This window comes from Xanthomonas sp. 1678 (genome assembly GCF_031455575.1).
Taxonomy (GTDB): domain Bacteria; phylum Pseudomonadota; class Gammaproteobacteria; order Xanthomonadales; family Xanthomonadaceae; genus Xanthomonas_A.
The window spans coordinates 18,933-38,244 of the sequence record NZ_JAVDSZ010000008.1; the positions used below are offsets into that span (position 1 = coordinate 18,933).

18 protein-coding genes and 1 tRNA gene are annotated in these 19,312 nt (G+C 70.4%); 11 read left to right on the forward strand and 8 right to left on the reverse strand.

Features of this window, described 5'->3' with window-relative positions; translation table 11 throughout:
- Window positions 1–47 precede the first annotated feature (47 nt).
- Window positions 48–956 (forward strand): LysR substrate-binding domain-containing protein, encoded by a 909-nt coding sequence (locus J2Y70_RS14710; RefSeq protein WP_309918999.1) that lies wholly within the window; start codon window positions 48–50, stop codon window positions 954–956.
- A gap of 64 nt (window positions 957–1,020) precedes the next feature.
- Here J2Y70_RS14710 and J2Y70_RS14715 read toward each other — a convergent pair whose 3' ends face one another.
- The gene (locus tag J2Y70_RS14715) at window positions 1,021–2,139 is read right to left on the reverse strand and encodes an acyltransferase (RefSeq protein WP_263396064.1); all 1,119 of its coding nucleotides are present in this window, start codon (window positions 2,137–2,139) and stop codon (window positions 1,021–1,023) included.
- Window positions 2,140–2,368: 229 nt separating this feature from the next.
- Entirely contained in the window at window positions 2,369–4,258 is a 1,890-nt protein-coding gene (gene speA, locus J2Y70_RS14720) for an arginine decarboxylase (protein ID WP_309919003.1), read from the reverse strand.
- Between the two features lie 309 nt (window positions 4,259–4,567).
- Between speA and speE the strand changes: the two genes are divergently transcribed.
- Window positions 4,568–5,419, forward strand: a complete 852-nt coding sequence (gene speE / locus J2Y70_RS14725) for a polyamine aminopropyltransferase (protein ID WP_263396066.1) — start codon at window positions 4,568–4,570, stop codon at window positions 5,417–5,419.
- Between the two features lie 230 nt (window positions 5,420–5,649).
- Here the strand turns inward: speE and J2Y70_RS14730 are convergent, their stop codons facing one another.
- A complete protein-coding gene (locus J2Y70_RS14730; protein WP_263396067.1) occupies window positions 5,650–5,988 on the reverse strand; it encodes a P-II family nitrogen regulator in 339 nt (112 codons plus the stop codon).
- Between the two features lie 176 nt (window positions 5,989–6,164).
- Here J2Y70_RS14730 and J2Y70_RS14735 point away from each other — a divergent pair, with 176 nt between their 5' ends.
- Both J2Y70_RS14735 and J2Y70_RS14740 read left to right on the forward strand, forming a co-directional pair.
- Window positions 6,165–6,434, forward strand: coding sequence for an accessory factor UbiK family protein (locus J2Y70_RS14735; RefSeq protein ID WP_309919006.1), 270 nt, complete (start codon window positions 6,165–6,167; stop codon window positions 6,432–6,434).
- A gap of 13 nt (window positions 6,435–6,447) precedes the next feature.
- Window positions 6,448–7,974 carry a YifB family Mg chelatase-like AAA ATPase gene (locus J2Y70_RS14740; RefSeq protein WP_309919009.1) on the forward strand — a complete coding sequence of 509 codons (1,527 nt, stop codon included), beginning with the start codon at window positions 6,448–6,450 and terminating at the stop codon, window positions 7,972–7,974.
- A 228-nt stretch (window positions 7,975–8,202) separates the two neighbouring features.
- On the opposite strand, the gene J2Y70_RS14745 is transcribed toward J2Y70_RS14740, so the two are convergent.
- Together J2Y70_RS14745 and J2Y70_RS14750 are read right to left on the reverse strand one after the other, a co-directional pair.
- Window positions 8,203–9,030 carry an alpha/beta fold hydrolase gene (locus J2Y70_RS14745; protein ID WP_309919011.1) on the reverse strand — a complete coding sequence of 276 codons (828 nt, stop codon included), beginning with the start codon at window positions 9,028–9,030 and terminating at the stop codon, window positions 8,203–8,205.
- Between the two features lie 528 nt (window positions 9,031–9,558).
- Window positions 9,559–9,635: transfer RNA gene (locus J2Y70_RS14750), tRNA-Arg, on the reverse strand.
- Window positions 9,636–9,951: 316 nt separating this feature from the next.
- On the opposite strand from J2Y70_RS14750, the gene ubiA reads away from it, so the two are divergent.
- Window positions 9,952–10,854 (forward strand): 4-hydroxybenzoate octaprenyltransferase, encoded by a 903-nt coding sequence (ubiA, locus tag J2Y70_RS14755; RefSeq protein WP_309919496.1) that lies wholly within the window; start codon window positions 9,952–9,954, stop codon window positions 10,852–10,854.
- An 80-nt stretch (window positions 10,855–10,934) separates the two neighbouring features.
- Here ubiA and J2Y70_RS14760 read toward each other — a convergent pair whose 3' ends face one another.
- Together J2Y70_RS14760 and J2Y70_RS14765 are read right to left on the reverse strand one after the other, a co-directional pair.
- Window positions 10,935–11,342, reverse strand: a complete 408-nt coding sequence (locus tag J2Y70_RS14760) for a preprotein translocase subunit SecD (protein WP_309919014.1) — start codon at window positions 11,340–11,342, stop codon at window positions 10,935–10,937.
- A 496-nt stretch (window positions 11,343–11,838) separates the two neighbouring features.
- Window positions 11,839–12,564 carry a ComF family protein gene (locus tag J2Y70_RS14765; RefSeq protein ID WP_309919016.1) on the reverse strand — a complete coding sequence of 242 codons (726 nt, stop codon included), beginning with the start codon at window positions 12,562–12,564 and terminating at the stop codon, window positions 11,839–11,841.
- Window positions 12,565–12,613: 49 nt separating this feature from the next.
- Between J2Y70_RS14765 and bioB the strand changes: the two genes are divergently transcribed.
- From bioB to bioC, 6 genes are all read left to right on the forward strand, one after another.
- A complete protein-coding gene (bioB, locus tag J2Y70_RS14770) occupies window positions 12,614–13,663 on the forward strand; it encodes a biotin synthase BioB (protein ID WP_309919019.1) in 1,050 nt (349 codons plus the stop codon).
- A 138-nt stretch (window positions 13,664–13,801) separates the two neighbouring features.
- Window positions 13,802–15,007 carry an 8-amino-7-oxononanoate synthase gene (gene bioF / locus J2Y70_RS14775; RefSeq protein WP_309919499.1) on the forward strand — a complete coding sequence of 402 codons (1,206 nt, stop codon included), beginning with the start codon at window positions 13,802–13,804 and terminating at the stop codon, window positions 15,005–15,007.
- Window positions 15,008–15,017: 10 nt separating this feature from the next.
- Window positions 15,018–15,371, forward strand: a complete 354-nt coding sequence (locus tag J2Y70_RS14780) for a hypothetical protein (protein WP_309919023.1) — start codon at window positions 15,018–15,020, stop codon at window positions 15,369–15,371.
- A 44-nt stretch (window positions 15,372–15,415) separates the two neighbouring features.
- On the forward strand, window positions 15,416–16,177 hold the full coding sequence (gene bioH / locus J2Y70_RS14785; RefSeq protein ID WP_309919026.1) for a pimeloyl-ACP methyl ester esterase BioH: 762 nt from the start codon (window positions 15,416–15,418) through the stop codon (window positions 16,175–16,177).
- A 690-nt stretch (window positions 16,178–16,867) separates the two neighbouring features.
- Entirely contained in the window at window positions 16,868–17,650 is a 783-nt protein-coding gene (locus J2Y70_RS14790) for an SDR family oxidoreductase (RefSeq protein ID WP_309919029.1), read from the forward strand.
- Between the two features lie 156 nt (window positions 17,651–17,806).
- A complete protein-coding gene (bioC, locus tag J2Y70_RS14795) occupies window positions 17,807–18,697 on the forward strand; it encodes a malonyl-ACP O-methyltransferase BioC (protein WP_309919032.1) in 891 nt (296 codons plus the stop codon).
- Window positions 18,698–18,882: 185 nt separating this feature from the next.
- On the opposite strand, the gene J2Y70_RS14800 is transcribed toward bioC, so the two are convergent.
- On the reverse strand, window positions 18,883–19,311 hold the full coding sequence (locus tag J2Y70_RS14800) for a ketosteroid isomerase-related protein (RefSeq protein ID WP_309919033.1): 429 nt from the start codon (window positions 19,309–19,311) through the stop codon (window positions 18,883–18,885).
- Window position 19,312 lies beyond the last annotated feature (1 nt).

Here is a 19,312-nt window from a genome sequence, read left to right on the forward strand (position 1 = left end):
AATCGGGAAATTCAGTAGTCACCATTCGGTAAAACGGGATTTACGCCATGCGCCGCATCACCTTCGATCTCGATGCGCTGCGCAGCTTCGTCGCCGGCATCGAACTGGGAAGCTTCGCCAAGGCGGCGGATCGGCAAGGGCGCTCCACGTCCGCGATCAGCGCGCAGTTGAAGAAGCTGGAAGAACAGGCCGGTCAGGCGCTGCTGCGCCGCAGTGGCCGCGGGCTGGCGCTGACCGACGCCGGCGAGATCCTGCTGGGCTACGCACGGCGCTTGCTGGATCTCAACGACGAGGCCGCCGCTGCGCTGCACGGCTCCGTCCTGCAGGGCTGGGTCCGGCTCGGACTGCAGGAGGATTTCGGCGAACGCATGTTGCCCGACGTGCTGGGCCGTTTCGCCCGCGCCCACCCCAAGGTGCGCATCGAAGCGCGCATCGCGCGCCATCAGGAACTGCTGGCCCGGGTCGAATCCGGCCAGTTGGACCTCGCCTTGGTCTGGGACGCGGGAACGGCGTCGGCGCATCGCCAGCCGCAGGCCACCTGGCCGATGCGCTGGATCGCGGCGGCGGATGCCCCGCCCCCGGATGCGGCCGGCTGGAACAGCGACACGCCGTTGCCGCTGGTGATGCTGGACGCGCCGTGCCTGCTGCGCACGGCCGCGACCACGGCGCTGGACCGGGCCGGCATCCCGTGGCGCATCGCCTTCACCAGCGCGAGTCTGGGCGGCGTGTGGGCCGCGGTCCGCGCCGGGCTGGGACTGACCTTGCGCACGCCGGCCGGCCTGCCCGAATCGCTGACGCTACTGCCGCCGGGGGCAGGCGGCCTGCCGCTGATGCCGGTGCTGGGCCTGAACCTGCATCGCGCCGACGCAGAGCCGGCACCGGCGGTGGCGCGCCTGGCGGAGATCCTGCAGCAGCGCCTGCACGAGGCGCGCGTGGCGCACGCCGATCCGGGGTGAGCCCGTACCGCAGTACGGCGCACGAGCGGCCAGCACCGCGCCTGCGCGCAAACGACAATGCGGCCTAAGCAGCCACCGGCACCTCGGCAGGCCTGCGCTGCAGGCGTTCGCGCAGGCGCAGGAACGGCTGCTCCACCGCGTAGTGCAGCAGCGCGGCGGCCAGCAGCGCCATGCCCGCATACGTTGCGAACGCGAGCAACCCGCGCCCGTCGAGCACGGCGCCGAACCAGACCTGGGTGAGATGGAACACGGCCTTGTGGGTCAGGTACAGGCTGTAGGAGATCGCCGCCAGCCAGGCCGCGCCCGGCACCGCGCGGCGGCCGAGCACGCCGTGCAGCGAGGCGCCGGCGCAGACCAGCAGCGCCAGCCCCAGCGACAGCAGCGGCCAGCCGATCGCGTTGCCGAGCAGGCCGGTGCGTTCGCGGAACAGCCACATCGCCGACGCGCAGACCACCAACCCGGCCAGCGCCACCGCGTTCGCGTGGCGCTGCAGCCGCTGCCAGTGCTGCGGCCGGAACACCTTGAGCACGGCCAGCACCACACCGGCCAGCAGGCCGTCGAGCCGGTTCCAGGTCGGGTAGTAGAGGTCCTCGATGAACCAGTTGCGTTGCAGCCCGTCGCCGACGCGGTCGAGCGCGCTGTCGTGCAGCCAGGTCGCCGTGCGCAGCGCGATGCCGGCCAGCACCACGGCGCTGCACAGCGCGACGAAGCGCGGCGCCGACGGCCGCCGCATCGACAGCGCCGCCAGCAATGGAAACACCAGGTAGAAATGCTCCTCCACGCACAACGACCAAGCGTGCGAAAACGCCTGCTGGTTGCCGTAGTCGATGCCGAGATTCAAGGTGAAACTGGCGAACATCCACCACGGCGCGATGCCCGGCGCTTCGCGGAAGCCGGGCCAGGCCAGGTACAGCGCCAGCACCACGGCGAAGGCCGGCAGGATGCGGAACGCGCGGCGCAGGTAGAAGTCGCCGTAGCGCAGCGGCGCGCCACGCGCCAGCGGCGCCAGCACCTGGCCGCCGATCAGGAAGCCGCTGAGCACGAAGAACAGGTCCACGCCCATCCAGCCGTAGCGCGACAGCCAGGCCCAGTCCGGCCCCAGGCCGCCGACCACGAACGAGTGGAACAGCATCACCCACACGATCGCCAGCGCGCGCAACAGATCCAGTCCGGGATAGCGCATCGCGTCGCGGGGGATGAAAGGGGCGCTCAGCTTACGGGCGGTGTCGGTACCCGTCCATCGGCGCGGCGAAAACGGGCGACATGCCGCGATGAAGAACCGGAACGTCGTCCCCGTGCGAGACGCACCGGCCGCAACGATCGTGCCTGCTGCGCTCCCGTATGCGCTCGGACAACGCGGCATGACGCACTGCGCTCGCCTCGCCCATGGGCGAGGGAGCGCGTGCCGGGACTCAGCCCAGCGGCTCGTCCGACAGGTAGGTGTAGCCGGTCAGTCCCGCCTCCAGCGCCGCCGACAAGGCCTGCGCCTGCTCCGCCGGCAACTGCGCGGCGGCCACGCGCTCGGCGTAGGTCGCGCGCAGCTCGTCCAAGCGATAGCCGACGTAGTCCAGCATCACGTCGGTGGTGTCGCCACGGCGCTGCTGGGCGATGCGGTAGCCGTCGCCGTCGGCGCTGACTTCGATCGCGTCGGTGTCGCCGAACAGGTTGTGGATGTCGCCGAGGATCTCCTGGTAGGCGCCTACCAGGAAGAAGCCGAGCCGGTAGCTCTCGCCCGCGCGCAGTTCGTGCAGCGGCAGCGAGCTGTCCAGGCTCTCGTTCTCGACGTAGGTCTTGACCATGCCGTCCGAATCGCAGGTCATGTCGCAGATCACGCCGCGCCGCGCCGGCGCCTCGTTCAGCCGCTCGATCGGCAGGATCGGGAACACCTGGTCGATCGCCCACACGTCGGGGATCGATTCGAACACGCTGAAATTGACGAAGTACTTGTCCACCAGCCGCTCGTTGAGTTCGTCCAGCACCGGACGGTGACTCTTTTCCTCGCTGCTCAGGCGCTGCCGCACCGCGTGGGCGATCGCATAGAACAGGTCGTCGATGCGCGCGCGCTGCGGCAGGTCGATCTGGCCCAGCGCATAGCTGGACAGGCCTTCGGCATGGAAGTGCTGCGCTTCCTGGAACAGCTCCACCGCCGGGCGCACGTCAAGTTCGTCGTGGATCTCGCGCAGATGGCGGATCGCCGCCGGCTCGTCGGCGTGCGCGTCGGGCACGCGTCCTTCCGGCGCCTGCTCCACTTCCGAAACGTTGGCGATCAGCACCGCATGGTGCGCGGTCATCGCGCGGCCGCATTCGGTGACGATGCGCGGCGGCGCCAGGCCGTACTGCTCGCAGGCCTCGGCCAGCGGCTGCACGATGTTGCTGGCGTAGGAATGCAGCCCGTAGTTGATCGAGCAGTAGCTGCGCGAACGGGTGCCCTCGTAGTCGATGCCCAGGCCGCCGCCGACGTCGACGTGGCTGATCTTCGCGCCCAGCTTGGACAGCTCGACGAAATAGCGCGTGGCCTCGCGCATGCCGTTGGCGATGTCGCGCACGTTGGAGATCTGCGAGCCCATGTGGAAGTGCAGCAGGTTCAGCGACTCGGCGTACTCGGTGTCGCGCAGCGCCTTCCACAGGTCCAGTACCTGCCGTGGCGAGAGCCCGAACTTGGCCTTGTCGCCGCCGCTGTTCTGCCACTTGCCGGCGCCCAGCGAGGCCAGGCGCATGCGCACGCCCAGGCCCGGCTTGACCCCCAGCGCCTTGGCCTCCTCGATCACCAGGCCCAGCTCGGACGGCTTCTCGATGACGATGAAGGTCTGCAGCCCGAGCTTGCGCCCGATCAGCGCCAGGCGGATGTATTCGCGGTCCTTGTAGCCGTTGCAGACGATCAGCCCGCCGGGCCGCGACAACGCCAGCACCGCCATCAGTTCCGGCTTGCTGCCCGCTTCCAGGCCGAACCCCTCGCCCTTGTGGCTGGCCAGGGTGCCGGCCACGCCGCGGTGCTGGTTGACCTTGATCGGGTACACCGCGGTGTAGCCGCCGGCGTAGTCCCAGTCGGCCTGGGCCTGGGCGAAGGCGGCCTGCAGCTTGCCCAGGCGCTCGCCGAGGATGTCCGGGAAGCGCACCAGCATCGGCAGCTTGGCGCCGGCCGCGCGCGCGGCGTCCACCACCTCGGGCAGCGCGATCGCCACGCCGTCGGCGCCTTGCGGGCGCACGATCACCCGCCCGGCCGGATCCACGTCGAAATACCCATCGGCCCAGTGCGGGATCGAATAGGTCTTGCGGGCTTGGTCGAGGGACCAATCGCTCATCGTGGCGGCTCGGCGGGGAAAAGGGCGTGGATTGTAACGCCTGCTACGCGTGGGCTCCGTTACAATCCGCGCCGACCTGACGCGCCTCTCCCCGGCGGAGCAGGGTTGGATGGGGGTTTGGGCGCCGTGCCGCGCGGTTCGGGCGCGCGAGGCTCGCCTACCCTCATTCCGCGAAGGATTTGGGTCTGGCAACGTGCGGTCTGACTGCACGAGGCTGCGCCCCACCCTCATCCGGCGCTTCGCGCCACCTTCTCCCGGTGGGAGAAGGATGAGTCCGTCTTCTTTCTTGATTTCCTAGGAATCTCCTGCATGAGCGCCAACGACAACTGGTACATCGAACACTTCCAGCCCACCGGCTCGGCCATCGGCTACCGCATCACCGGCAAGCTGGACGAGGTGCAGTCGCCGTTCCAGAAGATCGAGATCTACGACACCACCGACTGGGGCAAGTTGATGGTGATCGACGGCGCCGTGATGTTGACCACGCGCGACAACTTCTTCTATCACGAGATGATCAGCCACCCGGCGCTGTTCACCCACGCCGCGCCCAAGCGCGTGGTGATCATCGGTGGCGGCGACTGCGGCACGCTGCGCGAGGTGCTCAAGCACCCGGGCGTGGAAAGCGCCACCCAGTGCGACATCGACGAGCAGGTCACGCGCATGGCCGAGAAGTACTTCCCGGAACTGTGCGAATCCAACGCCGACCCGCGCGCCGAGCTGCTGTTCGACGACGGCATCGCCTACATGGCCAATTGCCCGGCCGGCAGCGTGGACATCGTCATCGTCGACTCCACCGATCCGGTCGGCCCAGCTGAAGGCCTGTTCAACAAGGCGTTCTACGCCAGCTGCTTCAAGGCGCTGAAGGACGACGGCATCCTGGTGCAGCAGTCCGAATCGCCGTTGGCGCTGCTGGACCTGATCAAGGAAATGCGCGCGGAGATGGGCAAGGCCGGCTTCGCCAGCTTCCACACCGTGCCGTTCCCGCAGCCGTGCTACCCGACCGGCTGGTGGAGCGTGACCCTGGCGCGCAAGCACGGCGGCTTCGAGTTCCGCGAAGCCGACGCGGCGGCCAAGCCGTTCGCCACCCGCTACTACAGCGCGCACCTGCACACCGGCACCCAGGTGCTGCCGCCGTTCGTGGCCGAAGCGCTGGGCGGATGAGTCCCTGGCGGGAGCGCAGCGCGCTCCCGCCGACCGGAGTCGGTGTGGGCAACGCCTCGCCCCGGGCGTGCGGTGCCGGCATGGGCGATGCGCTTCAGGCGGAGTGCGGCATCGATCCGCGCTAAAGGCAACGTGTCTCCGCCGGCGTCGCAGGCCGCGCCGAAACCGCAGTGGCGCCATTCGCGATGCAGGCAGCTTCGCGGATGGCGGGCTGCGGCACCCAGCCCGCGCTACAGCGCGTCCGCATCCAGTTCGCCGGTGCGGATCCGCACCACCGTGCCCAGGTCGTAGACGAACACCTTGCCGTCGCCGATCTTGCCGGTGCCGGCGGCCTTGACGATCGCCTCGAGCACGCGCTCGACCTGGTCCTCGCTGACCGCCACTTCCAGCTTCACCTTGGGCAGGAAATCGACCACGTACTCGGCGCCGCGGTACAGCTCGGTGTGGCCCTTCTGCCGGCCGAAGCCCTTGACCTCGGTGACGGTGATGCCGGCCACGCCCTGCGCGGCGAGCGCCTCGCGCACGTCGTCGAGCTTGAACGGCTTGATGACGGCCATGATCATCTTCATGCGGCTTTCTCCAATCACAATGGCGTCAGGATAACGCGGTTGCGCGATGCCCGGCCGCCGGGTTCAAATGGCCGTGCGCCCCATCGCCGGAATTTTCCGACAGCGCGCCGCGCCGGACACCGATGGCCCCGAACCGCAGGGTGCCGCAGTCTGGCGCTACCTGCCGGAGCACAGCCATGATCGACCTCAACCACCTCGACGACCTCGCCCGCCGCCTCAGCGATCTGGTGCCGCCGGGCCTGCGCGAATCCCGCGACGAACTGCAGAGCACCTTCAAGAGCGCGCTGCAGGCCGGGCTGGGCAAGCTCGACCTGGTCACCCGCGAAGAATTCGAAGTCCAGCGCGCGGTGCTGTTGCGCACCCGCGAGAAGCTGGAAACGCTGGAACGCAGCGTCGCCGCGCTGGAAGCCGCGCGCAGCGGCGACGCGCCCTCCACGCAAGCCTGAACCACCCGCCACCATGAGCCTGGCGCTGGTGCACAGCCGTGCCCGCGCGGGGGTGCTTGCGCCTCCGGTTCGGGTCGAGGTCCATCTATCCGGCGGGCTGCCGGCGACGCAGATCGTCGGCCTGCCCGAGGCCGCGGTGCGCGAATCGCGCGACCGCGTACGCGCCGCCATCCTCTGCGCGCAGTACGAGTTCCCGGCACGGCGCATCACCGTCAACCTGGCCCCTGCCGACCTGCCCAAGGAGGGCGGCCGCTTCGACCTGCCGATCGCCCTGGGCATTCTTGCCGCCGCCGGGCAACTGGACCCGCAGGTGCTGGGCAACTACGAGTTTCTCGGCGAACTGGCGCTGACCGGCGAACTGCGCCCGGTCGACGGCGTGCTGCCGGCGGCGCTGGCCGCCGCGCAGGCCGGGCGCACCCTGATCGTGCCGGCTGGCAACGGCCCCGAGGCGGCGCTGGCGCAGCACGTGCAGGCGTTCACCGCGCGTACCCTGCTTGAAGTGTGCGCCCTGTTGAACGGCACCAAGACATTGCCGGCGGCCGAAGCCCTGCCGGCCGCGGCCACGCTGTTCCCCGACCTGAGCGACGTGCGCGGGCAGGCGCAGGCGCGGCGTGCGCTGGAGATCGCCGCCGCCGGCCATCACCACCTGCTGCTGATCGGCAGCCCGGGCTGCGGCAAGACCCTGCTGGCCTCGCGCCTGCCCGGGATCCTGCCCGAGACCAGCGAGGCCGAGGCGCTGGAAGCGGCGGCGATCGCATCGGTCAGCGGCCGCGGTCTGGATCCGGCGCGCTGGCGGCAACGTCCATACCGGTCTCCGCACCACACCGCCAGCGCGGTGTCGCTGGTCGGCGGCGGCACGCATCCGCGTCCGGGTGAAATCTCACTAGCGCACCATGGGGTGCTGTTCCTGGATGAATTGCCCGAATGGAACCGGCACGCGCTGGAGGTGCTGCGCGAGCCGCTCGAATCGGGAACGGTCACGGTGTCGCGCGCCGCACGCAGCGCCGAGTTCCCGGCCCGCTTCCAACTGGTCGCAGCGATGAATCCCTGCCCCTGCGGCTGGGCCGGCGATGCCAGCGGCCGCTGCCGCTGCAGCGACGACGGCATTCGCCGCTACCGCGCGCGCATCTCCGGCCCCTTGCTGGACCGCATCGACCTGCACGTGGACGTGCCGCGGCTGCCGCCGCAGGCGCTGCGGGCCGATGCCGCACCAGGCGAAAGCAGCGCCGCCGTGCGTGCGCGGGTGGAGCAGGCACGACAACGCCAGCTGGCGCGCGCCGGCCGCGCCAACGGCCATCTCGGCCACAGCGAGACCCTGCGCGACTGCCGCCTGCAATCGCGCGATGAAGCGCTGCTGGAACACGCCATCGACCGCCTGCGGCTGTCGGCACGTTCGCTGCACCGCATCCTGCGCGTGGCGCGCACCATCGCCGACCTGGACGGAAGCGACACCATCTTCACCGCGCACCTGACCGAAGCGATCAGCTATCGGCAACTGGATCGGGGTGCAAATGCCCAAGCTGCCGTTGCAGCAGGCTAGAGCCTCATGACGCGTTATCGCTTGCAGGGTGCTGTCGCCGAAGACGCACGTTTCACCTAACGGCCACGCGCGCTCGGCTTCAACTTCAAGCCACGAAGACTCTGCATTTCCATTTGCTGCAACTCCATGATCGATTCCACATAGATGGCTTCGCCCTTCTATCCAACCTTCCTGCCAGAAAGGCGGCCGTGCGATGGGAAATCGCTTGGGGTCTTCCATCGACATGCCTCAGCCCAACGCCAACGCCACGAACTCCGCCAGCAACGCATTGCAACGCCTTGCATGAGTGAAGGTCATGCCGTGCGAGGCGCCGGCGAGTACGTGGCGGCGTGCGTCGGGCAGCCATCCGGCCAGCGCCGCAGCGTTATCGCGGTATTGGGCGGGGCTCAGTTCGCCTGCGACCAGCAGTACCGGCATCGACAGGCGCGCGGCCTGCTCCGCCTGGTAGGCCGGCAGCGCGTCGCCGATCTGCGGCGCCAGGGTCTGCGCGTTGTCGCGCACCATCTGCCGGAACGACGCGCTGCTGCGTGCCCAGGCGCCCGGCTGGCTGACCGAATCGACGAAGCATTCCAGTCCCGCGTCGACCTGTCCGTCGCGCAGCAGGGCGATCGCCCGTGCGCGGATCGCCACCACGTCCTCGGGCAGGCCCTGCGGCTGTGGGCCGCCAGGGTCGAACAGGCTCAGGCTGGCGACGGCGGCCGGCTGCTGCAACGCGGCCTGCCAGGCCACCGCAGCGCCGCGCGAGTGACCGACCAGATGCACCGGCCGGCCGTAGCCGGCGATGAACGCGGCGACCTGTTGCGCATGCCAACGCCAGCCGAAGCGATGCCGCAGCGACGATGGCAACTGCGGGAAATACTGGCCCAGGCTCAGCGCGGCGAGCTCGAAGCGCTCGGACAGGCCGCGTAGCTGCGGCACCCAGTAGCGGTAGTCGCACAGCGCGCCGTGCACCAGCACCACCGGAGCACCGTCGCCGAGCCGCAGGTAGGCCAGCGCATCGTCGTCGCCCAGCAAGTGGACCGCAGGCTTGCCGAGCGGGGTGCGCGGACCGATCACCGGCGGCCTCCGGCAAGGCGCCGCCGTAACGAAGCCCGCACCACGCCATTCATCGCGACCTCGATGACACGGCACCGGAGAGGATGCCAAAGTTGCCCGTCACTGGAGCGCCGCGAGCGCAGAAACCACGGCCGCCAGTCCCAGCGGTGGCGCCGGCATGACGGAGGCCGCCTTGCTGCGCGCGCCGCATGCTCTGGCGATGCAGCCCAGCGAATCCAGCCCGCCATCCCAGGGGAGCGGCGGCGGCACGCGCCCCACCCACCGCCGGTCGTCGCCGCAACGCCAAAGGCGATGCAGGCCAGCGGCGAAGGAATTCCAGGCAAGACGGACGATGATGCGGTGCGCGCGGAGAGACGCGCGGTACGCGCCAGCCTTTCAACGCAGAGGGTGCCAGCTCGACGTCCCGAGCAGTATGAGTACAGGCAGCGGCGTCATACGCCACAGGCCGTCGATCGCCGCAGCGCCGAAGGCGGTGTCCACCACCGGCAGGATTCGCGGTCGAAGAGGCCATGCAGGCTGGGGAGGATGTGGTGCGCCCGGAGGGATTCGAACCCCCGACCAATGGCTTCGGAAGCCACTACTCTATCCGGCTGAGCTACGGGCGCAACGGACGCGCATTCTAACGGCAAACCGCGCGCCGCGTCTCCCCCATGCCGATCGCATGCCGCCGCGGTCGGTCCGGCATTCGTATACCCGCCTGCGATGCTGCCACTGCGGCAACCCATCGACCGGCCGGCGGCTTCGGCTTCGGCGGTGGCGGGAGGGCTGGCGATCGGCAATCGGCGTCGGACTCCACACTACAAGGCCACGTAACCGGCTCCTGGGCCGGAATCCATCCGTCACGGCGCAAATATGCAGGCCCTCACCGCCCGCGGGCGGCGCCTGCTGCCGCCGAGCAAGCCCGGCTGCTACCCTTGTGCGATGGGTTACGAACGCTACGAAACGCCCGCCGCGCTGCCGCCGCGCGCGCGCCTGGGCCAGTACTGGAAACTGCTGCGCGGCGACCGTCCGATCGGCGCGCTGCTGCTGCTGTGGCCGACCTGGTGGGCGCTGTGGCTGGCCGCCGACGGGATGCCGCCGCTGTGGACGCTGTTCGTGTTCACCGCCGGGGTCTGGCTGACCCGCTCGGCCGGCTGCGTGATCAACGACTACGCCGACCGCTGGCTGGATCCACAGGTCGAACGGACCCGCATGCGCCCGCTGGCCACCGGTGCGGTCAGCGGACGCGAGGCGCTGGCGGTGTTCGCGCTGCTGATGCTCGCCGCCTTCGCGCTGGTGCTGACGATGAACGCGCTGACCATCGGCCTGAGCGTGGTCGGGTTGTTCCTGGCCGCCAGCTACCCCTACCTGAAGCGCTATACCTACCTGCCGCAGGTCTATCTGGGCATGGCCTTCGGCTGGGGCATCCCGATGGCGTTCGCGGCGATCCGCGGCGAGGTGCCGGCCCTGGGCTGGCTGCTGTACGCGGCCAACATCCTGTGGGCCACCGCCTACGACACCTGGTACGCGATGGTCGACCGCGAGGACGACCTGCGCGCCGGCTCCAAGTCCACCGCGATCCTGTTCGGCGACCTGGACCTGGTCGCGCAGGGCATCCTGTATGCGCTGATGTTCGTCGCGCTGGCCTTCGTCGGCACCCGCGGCGCGCTGGGGATCTGGTACTGGGCCGGCCTGGGCGTGGCCGCGCTGCTGGTCGCCTACGAATTCCGCATCGCGCGAACCCGCGAACGTGCGCCGTGCTTCCGCGCCTTCATGCACAACAACTGGGTCGGCCTGGCGATCTTCGCCGGCATCGTCGCGGCGTTGGCGGTGCGCGCGCCGTAGCGCCGAGGCGAGACGCGCGCCCAGCGCCGACCTCAAGGCCGTCGTCGCGCCGCAGCCGATCCCGGTCGCGCGGGCAAGCCCTAGGGCTTGCCGCTGCCGGCGGGCGTTTCCGCCGCCGGCGCATGCGTCAACAGCGCGAACACCCGCTGCTGCTCCTGCACGTTTTCCAGCCCGCTGATCCGCAGGCTGTCGCCAGGAAGCGGCGACATCACCGTCGCCACGGTGAGCACCTGGCCGTCGGCGAGCAGCGCGATCGGCTTGCCGATGTTCTGCTCCGTCGCCCGGGTCAGGCGCCCGTCGTGCCCGGGGAACTTCAGATCGAGCGCAGGCCGGCCATCGTCGCCGTCCACGCGCGCGACAGTGGCGGCGCCATCGACGGCCAGCAATGCCTGCGGCGCCAGATACACCGGCCGTCCCTGGTACGCGGCCTCGGCATAGCCGGCCTGCGGCGCATGGCTGGCCAGGCGCCATTCGATCTTCGCCTTCACCGCACTCGCGCTCGCATTCGCGTCGGCGCTATCGGGCGAAGGCGCGTAGCTGCACCCGCTCGCGCCGAACACGCACAACGCCAACGACAGTCCCAAAGTTCTCAAGCGCATCGCCATCTCCCGCAGTTCGTTTGGCGACATCATAGAAGAACAAGCCGTTGTGGCCTGGCGCAGACCGCTGTCCCAGCCGCGTCACGCAGAAGAACGTGCCATGCACCGCGCTGCGGAACCCGTGCGCCAGCGGCCGATTGCGTCGGGTCGTGGCATCTGCGCGGCACGGCCAGGCGCAAAGCCCGCTAGACACCCGATCAGCCATGTCCTCGCTGCCGCTGCCTGGTCCGGGCAACCACAACAGCAACCGCCCCTGCATGCGTTACAGATCGCGCGACCACGGCCAGCGCCAGACACGCATGTCCGTACGCATGCCCAGATGAGCTGCCACGCCGTTGCCGTCGCAGTGCTTATCGCCACCGCGGCACGCAAGCCACCAGCGCGCTCACGGCACCCGCGCCACCACCCACGCATCGACCCTGGTCACGCCAGCCCGGCGCAGCGCCTGTGCCGCGGCGTGCAGGGTCGCGCCGGTGGTCATCACGTCGTCGATCAGCGCCACGTGCGTCGGCAATGGCGCCCGCACCGCAAACGCATGGCGCAGGTTGCGGCGGCGCGCGCGGGCATCCAGCTCGGACTGCGGCGCCGTCGCGCGCACGCGCTGCAGGCCATCGCACAGCGGCAGGCCCAGCGCGCGCGCCAGTGGCCGTGCCAGTTCCAGGGCCTGGTCGTAGCCGCGCTGGCGCAGCCGCGCCGCATGCAGCGGCACCGGCAACAGCGCCTGCGGGCGCGGCAACCCGGCGCAGCGCGCCTGCAGCAACGCCGCCAGCAGGCGCCCGGCGGCCAGGTCCTGGTGAAACTTGAAGCGGCGCAGCAGGCCGTCGATCGGCGCGGCGTAGACGCAGGCGCTGGCCACCAGGGCCAGCGGCGGCGGCTTGCGTTGGCAGGCGCCGCAGAACTGGGCGGCGTCCAGCGTCGGCAACGGCAGCGCGCAGGCCTGGCAGGCGCTGGCGTTCCAGGGCAGCGCGTCGCGACAGGCCGGGCACAGGTCCAGGCCGGCGACGCCGGGCTCGGCACAGATCAGGCAACGCTCCGGCAGCATGCAGCGCTGCAATCGCTGCCACCATCCGTCAACCTTGTCAGCGCCATGAAAGTTGACAGCAATGTCCATGCTTACCAGACTGCCCGCTTTCCCAGCCGCTTACCGTCAGGAAACTCCCATGTCCGCTGTCGTCCGACACGACTGGCAACGCCAGGAATTGCTCGCCCTGTTCGATCTGCCGTTCCCGGAGCTGCTGCACCGCGCCGCCGCGGTCCATCGCGAGCATTTCGACCCGGCGCAGGTGCAGGTCTCCACGCTGCTGTCGGTAAAGACCGGCGGCTGCCCGGAGGACTGCGCCTATTGCCCGCAGGCGCAGCGCTACGACACCGGCGTGGACGCGCAGAAACTGATGAGCACCGAGGCGGTGCTGGCCAAGGCGCGCCAGGCCAAGGCCGCCGGCGCGTCGCGCTTCTGCATGGGCGCGGCGTGGCGCTCACCGAAGGACCGCGACATCCCCAAGGTCGCGGCGATGATCCGCGAGGTGAAGGCGCTGGGCCTGGAGACCTGCGCCACCCTGGGCATGCTCGACGGCAAGCAGGCGCAGGCGCTGAAGTCGGCCGGGCTGGACTACTACAACCACAATCTGGACACCGCGCCGGACTTCTACGACACGATCATCCACACCCGCCAGTACCAGGACCGCCTGGACACGCTGGCCCACGTGCGCGATGCCGGCATGAAGACCTGCTGCGGCGGCATCGTCGGCATGGGCGAATCGCGCGAGCAGCGCGCCGGCCTGCTGCAGGCGCTGGCCAACCTGCCGGTGCACCCGGACTCGGTGCCGATCAACCGCCTGGTCCAGGTCGCCGGTACCCCGCTGCACGGCACGGTCGAACTGGATCCGTTCGAGTTCGTGCGCACCATCGCCGTGGCGCGCATCGCGATGCCGCAGGCGATGGTGCGGCTGTCGGCCGGCCGCGAGAGCATGAGCGACGAACTGCAGGCGCTGTGCTTCTGCGCCGGCGCCAACTCGATCTTCTACGGCGAAAAGCTGCTGACCACCGGCAACCCGGACACCGCGCGCGACCAGGCCTTGTTCGCGCGGCTCGGGCTGTCGCCGATGCAGGTGACGGTGGACGCCAACGCGCACGACCATCCCGGCACCGTGCATGCGGACATCACCGCACCGGCGCCGGTCAGGCCGGCGATCGCCGCGGCGCTGGTCTGAGCTCGGCCCGACCTGCAGCGTCTCGCGCCGCGCCGACCCGCGCGTCCATCCGCCGATCCGGCCGTCCATCGCCCGCATCCCCGGCGCGGCCGGGGACGCGCTACGCTAGCCGGCCAGACCTCCATGCCCTCGCCGCCCATGGCCCGTCCCGATCTGCACGACCGCATCCAGTCCTTGCGCAAGCTGCGCGAGGCGCAGGGCCGCATCCGCGTGCGCCGCAGCGTCGGCCGCCGCGACGGCGTGCGCGTGGAACTCGACGGACGCTGGCTGACCGGCTTCTGCAGCAACGACTACCTGGGCCTGGCGCAGCAGTTCGAAGTACTGGCCGCGCTGCAGGACGCGGCCGCACGCGAAGGCGTCGGCGCCACCGCCTCGCATCTGGTCTGCGGCCACCATGCGCTGCACGACAGCCTGGAGCGCGAGGTCGCTGACTGGCTCGGCTACCCGCGCGCGCTGCTGTTCGGCAGCGGCTTCCTCGCCAACCTGGCGGTGCAGCAGGCGCTGCTGAGCGAAGAGGACGACGTGTGCGTGCAGGACCGGCTCAACCACGCCAGCCTGCTCGACGCCACCCGCCTGGCCGGCTGCCGCCTGCGCCGCTATCCGCACCTGGATGCGGAGGGCGCGATGCGCCAGCTCAAGCACGCCGCCGAAGGCGCGGCGATGCTGGCCACCGACGGCGTGTTCAGCATGGACGGCGACATCGCCCCGCTGCGCTCGCTGACCCTGGTCGCACGCATGCAGCAGGCGCTGATGTACGTGGACGATGCGCACGGCATCGGCGTGGTCGGCCCGCATGGCCGCGGTTGCGTGGCCGAGGCCGGCCTCGGCGTGGCCGACGTGCCGCTGCAGCTGGTGACCCTGGGCAAGGCGCTGGGCGGCTACGGCGCGCTGGTGGTGGGCGACGAGGCGTTGATCCGGCATCTGGCCGAAACCGCGCGGCCGTATCTGTACACCACCGCGCTGCCGCCGGCGCAGGCCGCCGCTTCGCTGGCCGCGGTGAAGCTGGCGCGGCGCGACCAGTGGCGGCGCGAGCGCCTGGCCGAGACCATCGCGGCGTTCCGCGGCGGCGCGCGCCGCCACGGATTGGAACTGATGGCTTCGGACACGCCGATCCAGCCACTGCTGTGCGGCGACGAGGCCAGCGCGCTGGCGCTGTCGGCGGCGTTGGAGCAGGCCGGTTTCCTGGTCTCGGCGATCCGTCCGCCGACCGTCCCGGAAGGCAAGTCGCGGCTGCGGGTGACGCTGTCGGCGCTGCACACGCCGGCGCAGGTGCAGGCATTGCTGGACGCGCTGGCGCTGGCCCGCGACCGCCTGGCCGTGCATCCGGTCGGCCTGCCGGCGTGAGCGGCCCGGCGTGAGCGACGGCGACCTTGCGGCACGCCGCGAGGTGTGGGACGCACTGTCGGAGCTGTATCTGGACGACGACGTCGCCGCGCGGCACGCGCATATCGCCGCCGTGCTTGCCGCCTCGCCCTTTCCGCCGGACACGCTGCAACGGATGCTGCTGCACGACGTGCATCCGCGCCTGGCGCCGAACCTGCTCAGCGTGGCCGGGGTCTGGCAGGGGTTCAATAGCGACGGATTGAGCACGGCGATCCAGCGGCGCGAAGGCGTGCAACGCTGGCCGGCCTGGCGCACCCGCGCGTATCCGCGGCAGCAGTGGCGGTTGCTGCTGCCGCGGCTGCTGGCGCTGCGCGCGGCACGCTGACCGCGGCAGCGCGATTTCCTTCTCCATTCGGCACACGATCGACGATGCATATCGAAACGCTGGGGCAAGGCCCCGATCTGGTTCTGATCCACGGCTGGGCGCTGCACGGCGGCATCTTCGCGCCGCTGGTCGAACGCCTGTCGGCGCAGTTCCGCATGCACCTGGTGGACCTGCCCGGCCACGGCCACAGCCGCGGCGACGACACCCCGCTGGCGCTGCCGCACGTGGTCAACGCGATCGCCGCGGCGACGCCGCCGGCGGCGTGGCTGGGCTGGTCGCTGGGCGGACTGTTCGCGCTGCACGCCGCAGCCACCCAGCCGCAGGTACGCGGCTTGGCGATGCTCGCGGCGACGCCGCGTTTCGTGCGCGGCAGCGACTGGCCGCATGCGGTCGAGCCGCAGGTGTTCGCACAGTTCGGCCGCGACTTGGCCGAAGACTACCGCGGCACGCTGGACCGCTTCCTGGCGCTGGACACGCTGGGCTCGGCGCACGCGCGCGCCGAACTGCGCACGCTGCGCGAGACGCTCGCCGCACGCGGCGAACCCGATGCGCAGGCATTGCAGGACGGACTGACGCTGCTCGAACGCACCGACCTGCGCCGCGCGCTGCCGGGCCTGCGCGTGCCCAGCCTGTGGATCAGCGGCCAACGCGACCGGCTGGTCTCGCCCGCCGGCATGGACGACGCCGCGGCGCTGGCGCCTCATGCGCAGACGTTGCACATCGCCGGCGGCGGCCACGCACCGTTCCTCGGCCACGCCGATGAGGTGGCGCAGGCGTTGCGCGGTTTTCTCTCCGTCCTGCAGTGATGCCCTTGTGGAAGGGGCTTCAGTCCCGACGCCGTACCGGTAAATGCGTCGGGACTGAAGTCCCTCCCACAAGGGAAAAATCGACCGCGCAGTAGACGGCGGCCACGCACCGTTCCTCAGCCATGCCAATGATGTGGCGCAGCCGTTGCGGGGATTTCTCTCAGGCCTGCAGTGATGCCCTTTGTGGGAGGGGCTTCAGCCCCGACGCCTGATCGGTAAAGCGTCGGGACTGAAGTCCCTCCCACTGGAGAAAATCGACTACGCAGCAGGCGGCGACCACGCACCCCTCCTCGGCCATGCCGATGAGGTGGTGGAGGCGTTGCGCGGGTTTCTCTCCGGCTTGCAGTGATGCCCTTGTGGGAGGGGCTTCAGCCCCGACGCCTGATCGGTAAAGCGTCGGGACTGAAGTCCCTCCCACGCGTGAAAACCGTCCTCGCAGATCACCGTGACGGCCTCGGCCGTCTGCGATGACGCCAACGCTCTGGTAGATGCGCGGCGCGGTGCGCGGACTGATGGGCATGCCTGCTTCTGTAGGAGGGGCTTCAGCCCCGACCGGGCCTTGCCGGAAAGGCCCGGTCGGGGCTGAAGCCCCTCCTACAGAAGAGCAGGACGCGGCCAGGCACACCACCGCGCTGGCCGCCGCCACGCCGATGCCCGATCATCGTGGTTTCCCTCGATCGGAGCATCTGCATGGACTTGGGCATCGCCGGCAAATGGGCGCTGGTCTGCGCCGCGAGCAAAGGCCTTGGCCTGGGTTGCGCGCGGGCGCTGGCTGGCGAAGGCGTCAACGTGGTCATCGTGGCGCGTGGGCAGGCCGCGCTGGATGCGGCGGCAGCCGGCCTGCGCGCGCTGCCCGGCGCTGGCGAGGTGATCGCGGTAGCCGCGGACATCGCCACCGAGCCAGGACGCGCCGCCGCACTCGCCACCTGCCCGCAGGTCGACATCCTGGTCAACAACGCCGGCGGCCCGCCGCCTGGCGATTTCCGCGACTGGGAACGCGAGGACTGGCTGCGCGCGCTGGACGCCAACATGCTGGCGCCGATCGCGCTGATCCGCGCCACCGTCGATGCGATGCAGGCGCGCGGCTTCGGCCGCATCGTCAACATCACGTCCTCGGCGGTGAAGGCGCCGATCGACAGCCTGGGCCTGTCCAACGGCGCGCGCGCCGGGCTCACCGGCTTCGTCGCCGGCTTGGCGCGGCGCACGGTCGCGCACAACGTCACCATCAACAACCTGTTGCCGGGGCAGTTCGACACCGACCGGCTGCGCGGCAACTTCGCCCATGCCGCACAGCAAAGCGGCATCGACGTGGACACGCTGGCCGCGCAGAAACGCCAGCAGATCCCGGCCGGGCGCTTCGGCACCGCGGACGAGTTCGGCGCGGCCTGCGCGTTCCTGTGCAGCGCGCAGGCCGGCTACCTCAGCGGGCAGAACCTGTTGCTCGACGGCGGCGCTTATCCGGGGACGTTCTGAGGGCCGGACTCGGGACTCGGGACTCGGGACTCGGGACTCGGGACTCGATCGTTCGCGATCGGCGGATTGGTCGCAATGCCGGCATGGCGCCGATGACTGCGCAGGGTGCGGCAATGCGGCTGGCCGCTGCGCGCTGCGGCCGGCGATAATGCGCCGATGGATTCCTCTTCGTTCGACGCCCACCACATCCGCCGCGCGTTCTCGCGCGCCGCCGCCAGCTACGACGCCGCCGCGGCCCTGCAGCACGAGGTCGAGAAGCGCCTGCTGGAATCGCTGGACTACCTCGGCGATCGCGTCCCGCAGGTGGTGCTGGACGTGGGCAGCGGTCCGGCGCATGCCGCCGCGACGATGAAGAAGCGCTGGCCGCGCGCGCAGGTGATCGCGCTCGACCAGGCGCTGCCGATGCTGCACCAGGCTAAGCGCCAGGCCGGCTGGTGGAAGCCGTTCGGCCGGGTCTGCGCCGATGCGCGCGCGCTGCCGCTGGCCGAGCACAGCGTCGACGTGATCTTCAGCAACCTGTGTCTGCAGTGGGTCGAGGACCTGCCCGCGGTGTTCGCCGGCTTCCGCCGCGTGCTCAAACCCGGCGGCCTGCTGCTGTGCTCCAGTTTCGGCCCGGACACGCTGATCGAACTGCGCGAGGCGTTCGCCCAGGCCGACCGCGAAGCGCCGCACGTGAGCCGCTTCGCGCCGATCGCGCAGTTCGGCGATGCGCTGATGCTGTCCGGCTTCCGCGATCCGGTGCTGGACCGCGACCTGTTCACCCTCACCTATCCCGACCTCGGCGCATTGATGCGCGAACTGCGCGCGATCGGCGCGACCAACGCCCTGAACGCGCGCCGCCACACGCTGACCGGACGCGGCCGCTTCGCCGCCGCCAGCGCCGCCTACGAGACGCTGCGCAACGCCGACGGCAAGCTGCCGAGCAGTTGGGAAGTGATCTACGCCCACGCCTGGGCGCCGCCGCCGGGCGCGCCGATCCGCGAGGGCGGCAGCGAGATCGCCGCGGTGCCGGTGTCGGCGATCCCGATCCGCCGCCGCGGCGATTGAGGCGACGCTTCGCTGCGGGACTAGGGACTAGGGACTCGTAAGAGCCAGGAAGCGGATCGCTACCTGTAGGAGCGGCTTTAGCCGCGACGGGCGTTACCGTAACGCCTGTCGCGGCTGAAGCCGCTCCTACATGACAGCCAGGCGGCCGTAGTTCGGCCGCAGCACGCGCTCGCGCGTGCGACCGCTCAGGCCGAAACCTGCTCGATCCAGTCTTGCAGGTTGTAGTAGTTGCTGACCCGGGCGATCTTGCCGTCGCGGATGTCGAAGAACGCGCCGCCCGGCAGCACGTAGGTCTGCCCGCGCGCCGGCGGCAGGCCTTCGTCGGTGTGGTGGTATTCGCCGTGCACCACGTACTCGGCGGCGGCGCGGCGGCCGTCCTGCCCGCCCAGCACCACGATGTCGCGCAGCTGTTCGCGGTAGCTGGTGTTCATCCGCTGCAGGAACGCGGCGAAGGTGTCCTTGCCGATCTCGCGCGCACCCTGGTTGAGGTCGTGCGCGACGTCGTCGGTCAGCTTGTCGAGCATGGCCGCCCAGTCGCCGCGGTTGAACGCGTCGTAGTAGGACAGCACCAGTTCGATGGCGCGGTCTTGTTCACGGGTCCCATCGATCTTCATC

Coding starts and splice junctions, on each gene's coding strand:
- J2Y70_RS14790 (WP_309919029.1), top strand. CDS start 16,868: ATGGACTTGGGCATCGCCGGCAAATGGGCGCTGGTCTGCGCCGCGAGC.
- J2Y70_RS14730 (WP_263396067.1), bottom strand. CDS start 5,988: ATGAAGATGATCATGGCCGTCATCAAGCCGTTCAAGCTCGACGACGTG.
- J2Y70_RS14735 (WP_309919006.1), top strand. CDS start 6,165: ATGATCGACCTCAACCACCTCGACGACCTCGCCCGCCGCCTCAGCGAT.
- J2Y70_RS14765 (WP_309919016.1), bottom strand. CDS start 12,564: ATGGACATTGCTGTCAACTTTCATGGCGCTGACAAGGTTGACGGATGG.
- ubiA (WP_309919496.1), top strand. CDS start 9,952: ATGGGTTACGAACGCTACGAAACGCCCGCCGCGCTGCCGCCGCGCGCG.
- bioB (WP_309919019.1), top strand. CDS start 12,614: ATGTCCGCTGTCGTCCGACACGACTGGCAACGCCAGGAATTGCTCGCC.
- bioF (WP_309919499.1), top strand. CDS start 13,802: ATGGCCCGTCCCGATCTGCACGACCGCATCCAGTCCTTGCGCAAGCTG.
- J2Y70_RS14800 (WP_309919033.1), bottom strand. CDS start 19,311: ATGAAGATCGATGGGACCCGTGAACAAGACCGCGCCATCGAACTGGTG.
- J2Y70_RS14740 (WP_309919009.1), top strand. CDS start 6,448: ATGAGCCTGGCGCTGGTGCACAGCCGTGCCCGCGCGGGGGTGCTTGCG.
- J2Y70_RS14710 (WP_309918999.1), top strand. CDS start 48: ATGCGCCGCATCACCTTCGATCTCGATGCGCTGCGCAGCTTCGTCGCC.
- bioC (WP_309919032.1), top strand. CDS start 17,807: ATGGATTCCTCTTCGTTCGACGCCCACCACATCCGCCGCGCGTTCTCG.
- speE (WP_263396066.1), top strand. CDS start 4,568: ATGAGCGCCAACGACAACTGGTACATCGAACACTTCCAGCCCACCGGC.
- speA (WP_309919003.1), bottom strand. CDS start 4,258: ATGAGCGATTGGTCCCTCGACCAAGCCCGCAAGACCTATTCGATCCCG.
- J2Y70_RS14715 (WP_263396064.1), bottom strand. CDS start 2,139: ATGCGCTATCCCGGACTGGATCTGTTGCGCGCGCTGGCGATCGTGTGG.
- bioH (WP_309919026.1), top strand. CDS start 15,416: ATGCATATCGAAACGCTGGGGCAAGGCCCCGATCTGGTTCTGATCCAC.